Origin of the sequence: Roseburia sp. AF12-17LB (assembly GCF_003479605.1) — a bacterium.
Taxonomy (GTDB): Bacteria; Bacillota; Clostridia; order Lachnospirales; family Lachnospiraceae; genus Roseburia_C; species Roseburia_C amylophila.
Genome location: NZ_QUHR01000013.1, coordinates 23931 through 38107 on the forward strand (window position 1 = coordinate 23931; position 14177 = coordinate 38107).

Consider the following 14177-nt stretch of genomic DNA (forward strand, 5'->3'; position numbering starts at 1 on the left):
GTTCCTTACTTTTCCAATGTTTCATTCATACTTCCCATCCGGTAACCGCAAAGGTCTAAGGTTACATAGGTAAATCCATATTCCCGGAAAGCTTTTGCAATTCTCTCCCGATTCTCCTTTTCCATCAGCTTCGAAAATTCTTCCGGCTCAATCTCAATTCTTGCCATCATTCCATGAATTCTTACCCTCACCTGATGAAAACCTAAATCCAATAATAATTGTTCCGCTTTATCCACCATTGTAAGTTTCTCTTCGGATATGGTCTCTCCATAGACAAACCGGGATGACAGACAGGCAAAGGACTGCTTTTCCCAGGTTGGAAGATTCAATGCCTTCGAAAGAACACGAATATCCTGCTTGGTAAAACCACAGTCTCTGAGCGGACTTTTTATTCCAAGCTCTGCCACTGCTTTTAATCCCGGACGATAATCTCCGTTATCATCAAGGTTAGAGCCTTCCGCCACATAAGCTATTTTCTTTTCTTCTGCAATCTTTAATATCTTTTCAAATAATTCATGCTTGCAAAGATAACAGCGGTTCTTAGGATTCTGTGCAAATCCTTCGATTTCAAGTTCTTCCGATTCTGTAATAAAATGTCTTATATTTTCTTTCCGGCAAAATGCTTCTGCTTCCCCTAACTCTCTCTTTGGAAATGAACAGGAGGACGCAGTTACTGCAATTGCCCGCTCTCCCAATACATCATGCGCCACTTTCAAAAGATAGGTGGAATCCACACCACTTGAGAATGCAACTGCCACGCTGCCTAATTTTTCAAAATATTGTTTTAACGCTTCCTGCTTTTTTAACTGTTCCGGAGTTGGCGCTGCTATTTTATCCATTTCTTATGCCTCTACTTCACTTCTTCTCTGAGTTCTTTTACCGTAGCAAGCTCCAGTCCGACCTTTTCTGCAATTACTTCATCTGTCAGAAGGTCTAAAAGGTTTCTTGCAACACTGATTTTTTCTCTGGCAATTCCACGGGCTTCACCAATTTTAATTCCTTTTGCTTCGCCAATCTTAATGCCCTGCGCTTCACCAATCTTGATGCCCTGCGCTTCACCAATCTCTATTCCCTTGTTGGTCATCTCTTCTGCAAACGTACACATTGTAATCACCTCTCCTGCCTTCACACGTTCTGCTACTGTTTTCTCTATTTTGACATAGGTTTTATCATTTGTAAACACCCGAAGTAGATTCAAAACCGCTTCTACATGGCAGATTGCCTCCGGATGTTCCTTGGGATTATATCTTCCAAGACGTTTTTCTGCAAAAAAATCTGCTACAATTTTAAAATCGCTCTTAAACTCTTTTCGGACTTTCTCCGGCAAAAATGCAATATTAAAAACAAATATTTTATAATCATTTACATACGGTCTTAGTTCCGGAGAAACATCTAAAATGTCAAATAGCGCATTCGGACTTTTCCATTCTGTATCACTGAAATTTAAAACAATCGTAATTGCCGGATATTTTCGTTCTTCCCCACGGTCAATCTGCGCCCGATACACAGCATAATCATACCCCATAATCCGGATGGGCATATTTTTGTCTATCCGACTTTCATTTTCAATCCCAAAAGATGCCACTTTGTATAACCCATTCTTATATAATTTCACAGTATCCCGAAACTGATTCCGAAGATTGTTTTCTTCCACCTTATAGATGCTTTCTGTTGGTCCCTCTTCCAATCCTTCTTCCAAAAGAATCTCCTTTCGAAAAAGTAATACATTATATATGTCAGCAAAAACATCCGAAAATGATTCCAGATATTTTTCTGCCAAATCCTTATCTGCCAAGTATTTTCCCCCTGTTAAATAAATATTTTGGATAAAAAGATTCTGAAAATATGAATATAAGATTATCACGAATACAGGCAGTTCAACACGCCTGCATAATAGATGAATATCGAATATTATTATGAACTGATTTTACTTAAGTATAATAGCAAAAATATTCCGAAGAGCACAAGTACTCTGCGGAATATTTTAATCTAATTTAATAGAATTTATATAATCTTTACAAAGATAAAACATTTTTTCTGTTTTTGTAACTATTTTCTTCTCATTTTTGTCATTTTCCATGTAAACGTTTGCGCACATGTACTTTAACATACCAATGGCGATCAGGTCATTGGCACAGTATATGGCTGTTGGCGGATTCTCACCCTGAATCAGCTTCTCCATGACTGCATAGCCAATCTTACGGTGTCCTAAAGAAATCAGATATTCCAATGCCTTTGCTGCAATTCTTCTTTCATCACAGATGACCTCATCTACTTGATAATTGGTAGAATTACGATTTACTGAAACAATTACTTTAGTCCCTATTTACATTTGTGTGTCCGATGTATCAACAGTATAATTATGCATTTCATGAATTGCGTATGCAATTAGAAAATCAAGTAGTCCAAATTCCATAAAATGAAATTTTAGGGCAAATTACAGACATTAGCTTGGCTGTAGTATTTTTAAACAACATGTGTTAGACTACTGTTATACAAATCGGAAGTTTACAGCGAGGTAAAAGTTTATGAATAACTATAATGAAGTGAAAAAATCATTTGGTACACAAGCAGAGAAATTTGCTTCATATCATATGTCTAAGGCAGAATATACCGATTATTTGATTCGTAGTATTCAGGCAAGGGGCAATGAACATGCATTGGAGGTTGCTGCTGGAACCTGTATATGTGGAAGAGCAGTGGCTCCTTATGTTAAGGACATTACTTGTTTGGATTTGACAGAAGCAATGTTGGAGCAGGGAAAAAAACTGGCAAAGCAAGAAGGTATTCAGAACATATCATTTGTATCGGGGAATGCGGAATGCTTACCTTTTGAAGATGAAACATTTGACCTTGTGATTACAAGACTTTCATTGCACCATTTTGTTGAGCCTGAAAAGCCTTTTCGGGAGATGCAACGAGTTTTGAAAAAAGGTGGAAAACTTGTTATTTGGGATATGGTAGCGACTACAGAAGAATTGCGTGAAACTAATGACGCTATTGAAACGATGCGTGATAACTCACATACAAGAATACTTAGCAGAGAAGAATTTGAAGCATTGTTTGAGGATGCTTTTGAGCTTCAGCTTGAAGAAACAACACTTGTTCCTGTAAATCTACAAAGTTGGATGGATTTGACAAGTACACCAGAGGATATTCAAAAAGATATTATTGATAAAATGGAATACGATTTGAATGGTGGAGATAAAACAGGTTTTAATCCCTATATCAAGGAGGGACAAATATGCTTTGACCATAGGTGGTTATTGCTGATTGGAAAAAAGGAAAACTAATCCCCATTTATCAAGAAAAAGAAACTTTCAGTTTATAGAGTTAAAAAATATAAGTTAAGGAGGCATGTATTATGAAAAAAGTAATCTATCTGCTTGTATTATGTATGGTGCTGGGAATGGCTGGATGTGGAACGAATCAAGAAAATAAAGAACCTGTGTCTGGAAATGTGTCCGTAGAAACAGAAAATAAAGAAAATGATGATGTAGTACAAAATGAGCAAATAGCAGATACTGGCTCATATCCTCCATGTGTTATGGTTGATGGTGTTATATATAAAGACACAGGATATGTAGCGTCAATGCCTGGTTGTGGAACAATGGATGGAGAAATTGTGTCAACAGTGGCAGGGACAGAGTTACCATCTGAAAATAATCAATCAAATTTCGGAAGCGGATATCATTATCAAAGGAGTTCTGAAGGTCAGCTCATAGTAGTCATTGATGACGAACGAATCATATTTAGAGATATTGAAAAAGATGATACGTCTATTCCAATAGAGGTTATCAATTTTAATGCAAAAGTAAAAGAAATTACCGATGATGGAGAACTTCTTGTAACGCATGTGAGTACAGCTGAAGGCTTTTGTCAGATGAATGATGGAGAGTATTATGTATCGGCAGAAAATTTAGCGGAAGATGTTCAGGTGGGAGATATCGTTACAATATGGTTTAATGGAATGATTCAAGAAACATACCCTGCTCAATTGGGGGTAGTTTATAGAATCATTAAAACACAATAATTAGTCAAATTCCAGTTTGTCAATTACAGATGACATTGAAAGAGTCAGCCCATTCAAGATGCTGGCTCTTTCAAAAATTCCATTCTAATAAATTGCACGACAACTTATCAAAAAATAAGCTCCACATTATGGAAAATGAATATAAAATGTATAAAAGTAGAAAAAGCGAATAATTATAAGGAATTATGCATCAGACACACTTTTGTAAAAAGGGAGTTACTTTATAGTAGGAAGACAGCTTCTTTAACACCTGGGGCTCACATTTTCCAGGTATAATTAAGCCGTCACTATTCCTGATTATTTCCCGTCCGTGTCATTAAAATATCAAGGTAATACATCGTGTCTTTTGTAGTACTCTTACCCATTTTCAGATTCCTGGCTGCCTCGTTTGGCATATAGTTCATCTCTCTTGCTATCTGCCAGATTTTCTCCCGCAGCCCTTCCGATGAACATTTGTAATCCGGATTATTCAAAACACGGGATACAGTGGCTGTTGAAACGCCTGCTATCGCCGCAATTTTCTTAATCGACATATTAATCCCTCCTGTATCCCGCATTTTTTATGAGGAACCGCAAAAAGCGTATTCCCAGCTATTTTTATGACTTATTTTTTTTACAACTAATTTCCTATAACCAGATTTCATCCTTGAAAATAATCTTACGATATGTTTCAAAATGCAGCCACTTATTGAAGAAGTCACTGGATGGTTTTTCACCTGCTGCAGCCAGATCGTCTAAGAATGCCTGTGCATCCTGTGCAGATGTAATGGCAACGGCAAAGCCTCTTCCGTTGATAACCGGAACATTGCTGTACTGGTATTCTGCCAGCGGTGCAATCTTTTCTACCTTGCGTCCACGAACCTGTACAAAGATTCTTTCTCTTAAGATGACAATATCGAAGTCATCCGGATACTGATAGCTCTCTCCGCTTACCGGAATTTCATCTCCAATGGTATAGGTCTTCTGAACCGGACGTACCTTGGCAATCGTCATACTCTCAAGGTTATAATAGAACTCTTCGAAAATGTCTCCATTTCCCTTAAGGCTTCCATATACGAAAGCTGCTTTTAAATCCTTGCTCTCATCTACGGCAGCATCTTCTACTACACCGCAGGCAGAAGTCATATTGGAAATACGGTCAATCAGAATCAGCTCTCCTAAAGTCTTATGCTTTTTGAATTCATCGATGACAACCGGCTCCTGCAAATCAAGGTCACAGACTGCAATCTCATTTTTCTTAAGCTGTCCTGCCGGAATAAATTCACCGGTATTTACATCAATCTTATACTGAATGTTCTTTAAGATACCAGGAATCTGCTTGGTTCCAAGTTTTACCAGATAATCGGTTCCCGGTGTCAGCTCCTCATCATCCATCCAGAGAATGGTTGCTGTAAAGGATTTGCTGATTGGCAGGTTATTGCCGGATGCAATGACACAGCCTCTGGATACGTCTACTTCTTTATCAAGCTGCAGTGTAACCGGCTGTCCCATAAAGGCACTCTGGCTGTCTTTATCTCCTACTAAAATGCTCTTGATATGCGCACGCTCATTGCTTGGCAGGGTAACGATTTCGTCTCCGACTTTTACTTCACCGGATTCAATCTGTCCCTGGAATCCACGGAAAGTATGGTCCGGACGGCACACTCTCTGTACCGGCATATAGAAGCCCTCTTCCTGCTTCTTCTCTGTTACATCTACTTTTTCAAGGTATGGAAGCAATGCCTCTCCCTTGTACCAGCTAATTTTATCGGATTTGGTTGTTACATTATCACCTTCTGTTGCAGAAACCGGAATAATGTAAATGCTCTCTAACTTCAGTTCGTCTGCTAATTCTTTAATCTGTGCTTCGATTTCTTTGAAACGCTCTTCGCTGTAGTCTACCAGATCCATTTTGTTTACTGCAAATACAAAGAACTTGATTCCCATTAATGCACAGATTCTGGCATGTCTTCTGGTCTGTACCAGTACCCCTTGTTTTGCATCAATTAAGATAACTGCAAGGTCTGCAAAGGATGCACCAACCGCCATGTTTCTGGTGTACTCTTCATGACCCGGTGTATCTGCTACGATAAAGCTTCTGTTGTCTGTTGTAAAATAACGGTATGCTACGTCAATGGTAATACCCTGCTCACGCTCTGCCATCAGTCCGTCCAACAGAAGAGAATAGTCAATTGCTCCACCGCGGCTTCCTACTTTGGAATCTAATTCCAGTGCTTTTTCCTGGTCTGTATACAAAAGCTTTGCATCATAAAGAATGTGTCCAATCAAAGTGGACTTTCCGTCATCCACACTACCGCATGTAATAAATTTTAATAATCCACTCATCTTAGAAATACCCCTCTCTCTTTCTTCTTTCCATACTGCCTGCTGCTTCGTTATCAATGACACGGGTGGTTCTCTCGGAAGATACTGCACTTAAAGTCTCATCGATAATTTCATCCAATGTAGTTGCTGTTGACTCTGTTCCTCCGGTCAAAGGATAGCATCCTAAGGTACGGAAACGTACACTCTTGTACTGGATTTCTTCTCCCGGAAGCAGACGCATACGGTCATCATCCACCATGATAATATTTCCATCACGATATACTACCGGACGTACTGCTGCAAAATATAATGGTACAATGTCAATTTTCTCACGTTTGATATACTGCCAGATATCAGTCTCTGTCCAGTTGGAAATCGGGAATACCCGAATGCTTTCGCCTTTATTGATTTTAGCGTTGTAAAGCTTCCACATTTCCGGTCTCTGGTTCTTCGGGTCCCAGGCATGATTTTCATTACGGAAGGAGAAAATTCTTTCCTTTGCACGGGATTTTTCCTCGTCTCGTCTGCCGCCACCAAATGCTGCAGTAAATCCATATTTATTTAGTGCCTGTTTCAGTGCCTGTGTTTTCATGATGTCGGTATATGCAGAGCCATGGTCGAATGGGTTAATGCCCTTCTTTACACCATCTTCATTGATATACTCTAACATTTCAATGCCAAGCTTCTTTGCTGTCTCATCACGGAAGTGAATCATTTCCTTGAATTTCCATGTGGTATTTACATGCAGGAATGGAAATGGCGGCTTCTCCGGATAAAATGCTTTCATGGCAAGATGCAGCATTACGGAGCTGTCTTTTCCAATGGAATAAAGCATAACCGGCTTCTCGCACTCTGCGGCCACCTCTCTTATGATGTAAATTGCTTCTGCTTCCAGTTCATCCAAATGTGATAATTCACCCATACTTACCTCTTTCTGCCACCCCGTGGCGATTTATTAATATTGATTCGATTGCTTTCTGTCGATAACGATGGTCTCTACGGTGCCATCCCTTTTCTCTATCTTCCAGTCCAGATACTGTTCCCGGCTTGCAACACTCATCTTACTTCCCATGCCGCCCATATCGGCTCCCAGGTAAAGTGCTATGGCATCTGCCTTACATTCTTTAATACAGGAGCAGCAGCCCCAGCAGTCCTTCGGATAGAGCATACATGCCTTTCCGTCAGAACCCATTCCAATCAGAGTTCCCGGACAGACCTGACTGCATCTGCCGCATCCCACACATTTGCTTTGATTAATAGCTATGCTCATAGGTCTCACCTCGCTTTACTAATTCCCGGAAGAGCACATGGATTTTACCATTTTCTTTTCTGGTATTGACATATTTTAACCACTCATCACTCTTATCCGGATAATCTAAGTTTTCTGCAAAACTGTGCCATCGGGTTTCCTTTCTGGCTCTCAGATGATAAATCAGTGTCTCACAGACCGTCAGCCGGTTCTTAAGCTCATAGACAAACATCAGCTCATGCATATTGGAAGCTCCAAGCCCCTTCGAAAGTTCCTTTAACTTTTCGATTTTCTCTTCTGCCAGATTCAGCTGGTTTTCATTAAACTGATAATGATTACTGATTCCGCCTGCATAGGTATCCATTACCTTCTGCATGGCTTCTTCTAATTGTTCCGTATCATATAAACCGGACTGATTTGTTAAAATCTTATCATACTCCTTCATCTTTTCTTCAAATCTGTTGTCACAGAATGCTTTTTCTTCTTCCGTCATTTCATAGCTTGCAGCCTTTTCTTTTGCAAGGTCTTCTACCATTGCCTTTGCTGCAATCTCGCCCTCGACCATGGCTCCTGTTACATATTTCTGTGGACAGCCTCCTGCCACATCTCCGGCTGCATACAGTCCGTGAATCGTAGATTCTCTTCTGGTGTCAACCCAGTAACCACTGGCGGTATGTCCACCTACCACATACGGCTCGGTTCCTTCGATTTCCACATTCTGCTCACTTGGGTTCTTTCCCTGTTCGATCCATTTTAAGGTCTGGCTTGGTGCCATGTTAAGATAAGCTTTCTTTAAGGAATCGTCCTGCTCGGCACTGATTCCTTCTGTCCGAAGATAACATGGACCGTGTCCTAATAAATTCTCTTTTACGGTTCCATACACACGCTGTGAAGTGGTAAGTCCGTATTTTGTCTCATACACTTCACCAAGGGCATTTACCTGCTTTGCCCCCACACCCTGTGCAATGGTTCCGGTCGGTGCGATGGTATCTTTGCAACGCAGTGCAATAAAACGCATTTCAAAGGTGGTCATCTCTGCTCCCGACTCAATTCCCATGGCATAACCGGCTCCGGTATTAAATGGTGGATACCACATCTTATGTCTGGAGAATCCCGGATTGTTCGGCCGGTAAAGACCGGATGCTCCACCGGTTGCACAAAGCACTTTCTTCGCCCGGATTTCTACTGCTGTCTCATTTTCAATGGAAAATCCCACTGCACCATAAATCCTGTTCTCCTTTACCAGATAATCGGTAATTGCCACCCGGTTTAAAATCGTAACATTTGGCAGTACCTCTACTGCAGAAGCAAGTAACGGCTTGATATTCTCACCGTTGATTTTGATATTCCGGTTTCCTCTTGCCACATATTTACCATTCTCATCTTTTAAAATGACAAGACCAAGCTTCTCCATTTTCTCTGTTACACGGTTTAAGCCCTCCGACATGGTAAGAAGTAAATCCTCTCTTACGATGCCGTCTGCATCCTTTTTGGCATAATCCACATAATCTTCCGGCTTTCTGCCCTCTACGATATATGCATTAATGGCATTTACTCCGGCTGCAAGACAGCCGCTTCTTTTGATGTTGGCTTTCTCTGCAATGATAACTTTCGCATCGGACTGTTCTGCAATGGTCAGTGCTGCATAACAGCCTGCGGTTCCACCGCCAATAATTAAAATGTCTGTATCCAATATTTTTCTGTTTTTAATTTCCATAGCAACTTAGATGTAGAATACATCATCCTCCTGCATTTCTTTATTTTCACAGAGATACGTCCGCTCTTTATCCAGCACATATAACCGGTAAATCAAAAGGCTTACCTTCTCTCCGATTTCAAGACTTTCTTTTTCCAATGGCCATTCACAGATTATCTCTATGCCGCCTACGTCTACCGTAACATCCAGACGGTTTCCACGGAATACGATATCCTTTACAATGCCATCCTGGGATGCACTCATATAGCGGTCAATTTTGCCAAATTTATGTATCTTTACAAATTCCGGTCGGATGACTGCTTTCGCTGCGCCCTCGATTTTATCAAATCCATGCAGCTCTTCGTAATGTTCCACCAGGGAAGAACGTCCAATAAACTGTGCTACAAACGGAGTATCCGGTGTATTATAAATCTCTGCCGGTGTTCCAATCTGTTCGATGGTTCCGTGATTGGTAATGATAATCTCATCTGCCACCTCAACGGCTTCATCCTGGTCATGGGTTACAAAAATGCTGGTGATTCCAAGCTTTGTAACCACACTGCGAAGCCAGAGTCTTAATTCCGAACGAACCTTGGCGTCAATTGCTGCAAACGGTTCATCCAGAAGCAGTACCTGTGGTCTTGGTGCCAATGCCCTTGCAAAAGCAACTCTCTGCCGCTGTCCGCCGGACAACTGGTTCGGATACCGCTTCTCCATACCGGAAAGTCCGGTAATCTCCAAAAGCTCCATTACCCGCTTCTTAATCTCTTTCTTTGGCACCTTCTGAAGCTCCAGTCCAAATGCCACATTGTCATATACCGTCATATAGCGGAACAATGCATAGTTCTGAAAAACAAATCCAATGCCTCGTTTGGAAGCCGGTATATCATTGACCCGCTTTCCATCGATGTAAATATCTCCGGAATTTGGCATTTCCAGTCCTGCAATCATACGAAGCAGTGTTGTCTTTCCACTGCCGGATGGTCCAAGCAGTGCCACCAGTTTTCCTTTTTCAATGCCAAAGCTGACGTGATCAGAAGCTTTAAAACTGCCATATTGTTTGCATATATCTTTCATTTCAACATACATATCAGCGGCTCTCCCTTCTTGTTTTTGCCCGATATTCCAGAATATTTCGAAGGAATAATATAATAACTGCCAGAATAACCAAAAGCGAGGATACTGCAAATGCTGCAGTAACGGACTGCTCTGTACCCGACATATATAATGCATCGATTTCCAGTGGAAGTGTAAAGGTCTCTCCTCTTGTCTTTGACAGAGCATTGACCGCACCGAACTCTCCCAAGGCTCTCGATGTACAAAGGATGACTCCATAGAGCAATGCCCATTTCATCTGTGGAAATGTAATCTTAAAAAAGATTTTCAGTCCGCCGGCTCCCATCAGGGCTGCTGCTTCTTCTTCGTCCTTGCCCTGAGCATTTAAAACCGGAATCACTTCCCTTGATACATAAGGAAATGTTACAAATACCGTTGCTAAAATAACGCCCGGAATTGCAAAAGCGATTCTGATATTCGTTCCAAAAAACTGGTTAATTGCCCGGATAAATGGATAGGTCCAGCCCAGTCTTCCAAATGTCATCAAAAATGCCAGTCCCACGATAACCGGTGAAATGGAAAACGGAATATCAATCAAGGTTGCCAGCACCTGTTTTCCTCGGAAGGAAAACTTGGTTAAAAGCCATGAAACACATAATCCAAAGAATGTGTTAATCACCACCGCTGCCACTGTTGCAATCAGAGTTACCTTTAAAGCACTCTTTACATAATCTATCCGGATGGACTGCATGTAAAAGGCAAATCCTTCTTTTAAGGAACTTGCAATGATGCAGAGCAGCGGAAGAACCAGCATCAGGAACAGGAACAGTACACTGACTGTAATCAGAATATGACGCGTACTTTTTTTTCTTTTTTCCAGTTTTTCAAGCTCGTTCATACTTTTCTCCTTCTATAACTGATTCGTGCGTTGTGCCTGCTTCATCTGAATGATATTTACCGCAAATAAAATAAGGAATGATATGATTAACATAACCAGTGCAATTGCTGTTGCAGAGGCATAATCAATATAATTTAATTTCTGCATAATGACATAGGAAATTACCTGTGTATGCTCCTTGGCACTGTTGCCGGATATGTAGATAACGCTTCCATATTCTCCTACCCCTCTGGCAAATGCCAGTCCAAATCCGGTTAAAATTGCCGGTTTCATCTCAGATAAGATTACTTTGAAAAATGTTTTCGAAGGCGTTGCTCCAAGGATATAAGCTGCCTCTTCATACTGTCCATCCAATTTTTCCAATATTGGCTGAACGGAACGCACGACAAATGGAATTCCCACAAATACCAGTGCAATGACCAGTCCCACATGGGTATATGCTGCTTTTATTCCAAGGACTGCTAACGGCTTTCCGATGACTCCGGTGTCAGAATACATCTTTGATAAAGTAATACCTGCAACTGCAGTAGGCAGTGCAAATGGAAGTTCAATAAATCCATCTAAAATCCGTTTTCCCGGAAAATCATACCGGGTCAGCGTCCAGGCTAATATCACACCAAACACCACATTGATACATGCTGCTAAGAAAGAACATCCGATGCTGGTGGCAAATGCATATAATACATTTGACTTGGTCAGAAGTCCGAAAAATTCTGACAGAGATAACTTTAAGGAATATACCATTACGGATGCCAGTGGAATCAGTACAATCAGTGAAAGCATTGTAACTGTAATTCCAAGCGTTAAATGAAATCCCGGTATGACTCTGATTTTTTTATTTTTACGGAATCGTCTTTTCATACTTGCCTCTTCTTCTAGTAGTTATATATCTCATCGAACCAGGCATCATCATCAAAATAATCTTTGTATGCCTGATCCCAGCCACCAAAATCATCAATACTCCAAAGTGTCATCGTCAGGTCAAAGGTATCTTCATATTCCTTTAAAATTTCCTGATTGGATGGACGGTAACCATTCTCTGCGGCGAGCCGCTGTGCATCATCTTCATATAAATAAGATAAATATGCTTCTGCCACATCTCTTGTTCCATTGAAATCTACATTATCATCTACCACTGCCACACTGGGCTGTGCTAAGATACTGACCGTCGGAGAAATCAGTTCATATTCTCCCGGATAATTCTTAAGTACTGTCATGGCTTCATTTTCCCATGCAATCAGTACATCGCCTTTTCCATTTTCCACAAAGGTGGTTGTGGAACCTCTTGCTCCGGAATCCATCACGGAAACGTTGGCATAAAGTTCTTTTAAAAATTTCTTTTGTTCTGCTTCACTGTAACCCTTTTCCTTTGCATAGCTTAATGCTGCCAGAAAGTTCCAGCATGCACCGCCGCTGCTCTTCGGGTCCGGCGTGATTACTTCAACACCCGGTTGAATCAAATCATCCCAGTCTTTGATATTTCTCTCATTTCCCTTTCGTACCAGAAAGACAATGGTTGAAGTATATGGTGCGGATTGATCCGGGAACTGATCCATCCAGCCCTCATTAATCAATCCGGTATCCTCTATCAACGAAATGTCATGTGCCAGTGCCAGTGTCACCACATCCGCATTACAACCTTCCACTACGGAACGTGCCTGCATGCCGGAGCCTCCATGAGACTGGATGACTTCCACTTTTTTTCCGGTTTCTGCTTCATAATGCTGTATGAACATTTTATTATATGCTTCATAAAACTCTCTGGTTGGGTCATAGGAAACATTGGTTATGGTAATGACATCACTCTTTTGTCTACCACATCCACTGAGCAGCAACATCATGACTGCAAGCAAAAGTGCAGTGATGTGGTAACGATATGTAGTTTTCTTTCCCTGCTGTTTTCTGCTCTTTTGCATGTCACCCAACATTTCCTTTCTATCTCTTTTCATTGATTTTATAATTCGAATAAAGAGGTGGATAAATACCGCTCTCCGCTGTCCGGCATTAAGATAACAATATTTTTATCTTTATTCTCCGGTCTGCCTGCCAGTTCTTCTGCTGCATGTAAGACTGCACCGGACGAGATTCCAATCAGGAGTCCATCCGTCTTTGCCACTTCTCTTGTGGTATCAAATGCCACATCATTATCTACCGGAATAATCTCATCAACCAGTGACAAATCCATAACCTTCGGAATAAATCCTGCGCCAATTCCCTGTATCTTATGTGGTCCCGGTTCTTTTCCGGAAAGAACGGCGGAAGTTGCAGGTTCTACTGCCACAATCTTAATGTCTGCTTTCTTTGCCTTTAAGCCTCTTGCTGTTCCGGTCAGTGTTCCACCGGTTCCTACGGAAGCTACAAAGATGTCTATCTTCCCGTCCGTATCCCGCCAGATTTCTTCTGCGGTAGTAAGCTCATGGATTTTTGGATTGACCGGATTTTCAAACTGTTGCGGAATAAATGCATTTCCATATTCTTCTTTTAACTGGGCCGCCTTCTCAATAGCGCCCCGCATGCCAAGCCGTCCCTGGGTCAGTACCACTTCTGCTCCCAGTGCTGTTACAATCTTTCTTCGCTCAACACTCATGGTATCCGGCATGGTTAAAATCAGATGCAGCTTCTTTGCCGCACATACAAATGCCAGCCCGATTCCGGTATTGCCACTGGTCGGTTCTATAATAACGGTCTTGTCATTAATCAGCCCGTCTTTTATTCCCTGTTCTATCATTGCTTCTGCCACACGGTCTTTTACGCTGCCCAATGGATTAAAATACTCAAGCTTTGCTAAAAGGTGTGCCGGAAGATGCTTTGCTTCTTCGTAATTTTTCAGTTCCAGTATTGGTGTATTACCAACTAATTCTGTCAGAGATTGTGCTATTTTCGCCATTTCCTTTTTTCTCCTTTCCTGTAACTATTTACCATAATACCCTATAATTCATAT

The 14177-nt window shown here is 41.1% G+C and carries 15 protein-coding genes; 2 read left to right on the plus strand and 13 right to left on the minus strand.

The window, feature by feature from the left end; genetic code table 11:
* Positions 1-5: 5 nt before the first annotated feature.
* From larE to DWV68_RS14590, 3 genes are all read right to left on the minus strand, one after another.
* Positions 6-839 carry an ATP-dependent sacrificial sulfur transferase LarE gene (gene larE / locus DWV68_RS12885; RefSeq protein ID WP_118056823.1) on the minus strand — a complete coding sequence of 278 codons (834 nt, stop codon included), beginning with the start codon at positions 837-839 and terminating at the stop codon, positions 6-8.
* Positions 840-850: 11 nt separating this feature from the next.
* Positions 851-1795 carry an Rpn family recombination-promoting nuclease/putative transposase gene (locus DWV68_RS12890; protein WP_117699068.1) on the minus strand — a complete coding sequence of 315 codons (945 nt, stop codon included), beginning with the start codon at positions 1793-1795 and terminating at the stop codon, positions 851-853.
* Between the two features lie 189 nt (positions 1796-1984).
* A complete protein-coding gene (locus tag DWV68_RS14590; protein WP_197420871.1) occupies positions 1985-2230 on the minus strand; it encodes a hypothetical protein in 246 nt (81 codons plus the stop codon).
* A gap of 298 nt (positions 2231-2528) precedes the next feature.
* On the opposite strand from DWV68_RS14590, the gene DWV68_RS12900 reads away from it, so the two are divergent.
* Together DWV68_RS12900 and DWV68_RS12905 are read left to right on the plus strand one after the other, a co-directional pair.
* Complete coding sequence (locus DWV68_RS12900; protein WP_117699067.1) at positions 2529-3293, plus strand: class I SAM-dependent methyltransferase; 765 nt, start codon at positions 2529-2531, stop codon at positions 3291-3293.
* A 71-nt stretch (positions 3294-3364) separates the two neighbouring features.
* The gene (locus DWV68_RS12905) at positions 3365-4033 is read left to right on the plus strand and encodes a hypothetical protein (protein ID WP_008402220.1); all 669 of its coding nucleotides are present in this window, start codon (positions 3365-3367) and stop codon (positions 4031-4033) included.
* A 287-nt stretch (positions 4034-4320) separates the two neighbouring features.
* On the opposite strand, the gene DWV68_RS12910 is transcribed toward DWV68_RS12905, so the two are convergent.
* The 10 genes from DWV68_RS12910 to cysK form a co-directional block, all read right to left on the minus strand.
* A complete protein-coding gene (locus DWV68_RS12910; protein WP_242988732.1) occupies positions 4321-4566 on the minus strand; it encodes a LacI family DNA-binding transcriptional regulator in 246 nt (81 codons plus the stop codon).
* 94 nt (positions 4567-4660) lie between these two features.
* The gene (locus DWV68_RS12915; RefSeq protein WP_117840880.1) at positions 4661-6358 is read right to left on the minus strand and encodes a sulfate adenylyltransferase subunit 1; all 1698 of its coding nucleotides are present in this window, start codon (positions 6356-6358) and stop codon (positions 4661-4663) included.
* 1 nt (position 6359) lies between these two features.
* Positions 6360-7259 (minus strand): sulfate adenylyltransferase subunit CysD, encoded by a 900-nt coding sequence (gene cysD, locus DWV68_RS12920; protein ID WP_117946578.1) that lies wholly within the window; start codon positions 7257-7259, stop codon positions 6360-6362.
* Between the two features lie 33 nt (positions 7260-7292).
* The gene (locus DWV68_RS12925) at positions 7293-7607 is read right to left on the minus strand and encodes a 4Fe-4S dicluster domain-containing protein (RefSeq protein ID WP_117946580.1); all 315 of its coding nucleotides are present in this window, start codon (positions 7605-7607) and stop codon (positions 7293-7295) included.
* Positions 7591-9303: an adenylyl-sulfate reductase subunit alpha gene (locus DWV68_RS12930; RefSeq protein ID WP_117946582.1), complete on the minus strand. Its 1713-nt coding sequence runs from the start codon at positions 9301-9303 to the stop codon at positions 7591-7593. Before DWV68_RS12930 ends, DWV68_RS12925 begins: the two co-directional genes overlap by 17 nt.
* Before the next feature lie 6 nt (positions 9304-9309).
* Positions 9310-10371 (minus strand): ABC transporter ATP-binding protein, encoded by a 1062-nt coding sequence (locus DWV68_RS12935; protein WP_117946584.1) that lies wholly within the window; start codon positions 10369-10371, stop codon positions 9310-9312.
* A 1-nt stretch (position 10372) separates the two neighbouring features.
* Positions 10373-11236 (minus strand): sulfate ABC transporter permease, encoded by an 864-nt coding sequence (locus DWV68_RS12940; RefSeq protein WP_117946586.1) that lies wholly within the window; start codon positions 11234-11236, stop codon positions 10373-10375.
* 12 nt (positions 11237-11248) lie between these two features.
* Complete coding sequence (gene cysT / locus DWV68_RS12945; RefSeq protein ID WP_117946588.1) at positions 11249-12097, minus strand: sulfate ABC transporter permease subunit CysT; 849 nt, start codon at positions 12095-12097, stop codon at positions 11249-11251.
* Between the two features lie 14 nt (positions 12098-12111).
* Positions 12112-13152: a sulfate ABC transporter substrate-binding protein gene (locus tag DWV68_RS12950; protein WP_118056948.1), complete on the minus strand. Its 1041-nt coding sequence runs from the start codon at positions 13150-13152 to the stop codon at positions 12112-12114.
* Between the two features lie 38 nt (positions 13153-13190).
* Entirely contained in the window at positions 13191-14123 is a 933-nt protein-coding gene (gene cysK / locus DWV68_RS12955; protein WP_117946590.1) for a cysteine synthase A, read from the minus strand.
* Between the last annotated feature and the right edge of the window lie 54 nt (positions 14124-14177).

Excerpts from the sequence above, each read along its gene's own strand:
- larE (WP_118056823.1), bottom strand. The coding sequence starts at position 839 with ATGGATAAAATAGCAGCGCCAACTCCGGAACAGTTAAAAAAGCAGGAA.
- DWV68_RS12900 (WP_117699067.1), top strand. The coding sequence starts at position 2,529 with ATGAATAACTATAATGAAGTGAAAAAATCATTTGGTACACAAGCAGAG.
- DWV68_RS12905 (WP_008402220.1), top strand. The coding sequence starts at position 3,365 with ATGAAAAAAGTAATCTATCTGCTTGTATTATGTATGGTGCTGGGAATG.
- DWV68_RS12910 (WP_242988732.1), bottom strand. The coding sequence starts at position 4,566 with ATGTCGATTAAGAAAATTGCGGCGATAGCAGGCGTTTCAACAGCCACT.
- DWV68_RS12915 (WP_117840880.1), bottom strand. The coding sequence starts at position 6,358 with ATGAGTGGATTATTAAAATTTATTACATGCGGTAGTGTGGATGACGGA.
- cysD (WP_117946578.1), bottom strand. The coding sequence starts at position 7,259 with ATGGGTGAATTATCACATTTGGATGAACTGGAAGCAGAAGCAATTTAC.
- DWV68_RS12925 (WP_117946580.1), bottom strand. The coding sequence starts at position 7,607 with ATGAGCATAGCTATTAATCAAAGCAAATGTGTGGGATGCGGCAGATGC.
- DWV68_RS12930 (WP_117946582.1), bottom strand. The coding sequence starts at position 9,303 with ATGGAAATTAAAAACAGAAAAATATTGGATACAGACATTTTAATTATT.
- DWV68_RS12935 (WP_117946584.1), bottom strand. The coding sequence starts at position 10,371 with ATGTATGTTGAAATGAAAGATATATGCAAACAATATGGCAGTTTTAAA.
- DWV68_RS12940 (WP_117946586.1), bottom strand. The coding sequence starts at position 11,236 with ATGAACGAGCTTGAAAAACTGGAAAAAAGAAAAAAAAGTACGCGTCAT.
- cysT (WP_117946588.1), bottom strand. The coding sequence starts at position 12,097 with ATGAAAAGACGATTCCGTAAAAATAAAAAAATCAGAGTCATACCGGGA.
- DWV68_RS12950 (WP_118056948.1), bottom strand. The coding sequence starts at position 13,152 with ATGCAAAAGAGCAGAAAACAGCAGGGAAAGAAAACTACATATCGTTAC.
- cysK (WP_117946590.1), bottom strand. The coding sequence starts at position 14,123 with ATGGCGAAAATAGCACAATCTCTGACAGAATTAGTTGGTAATACACCA.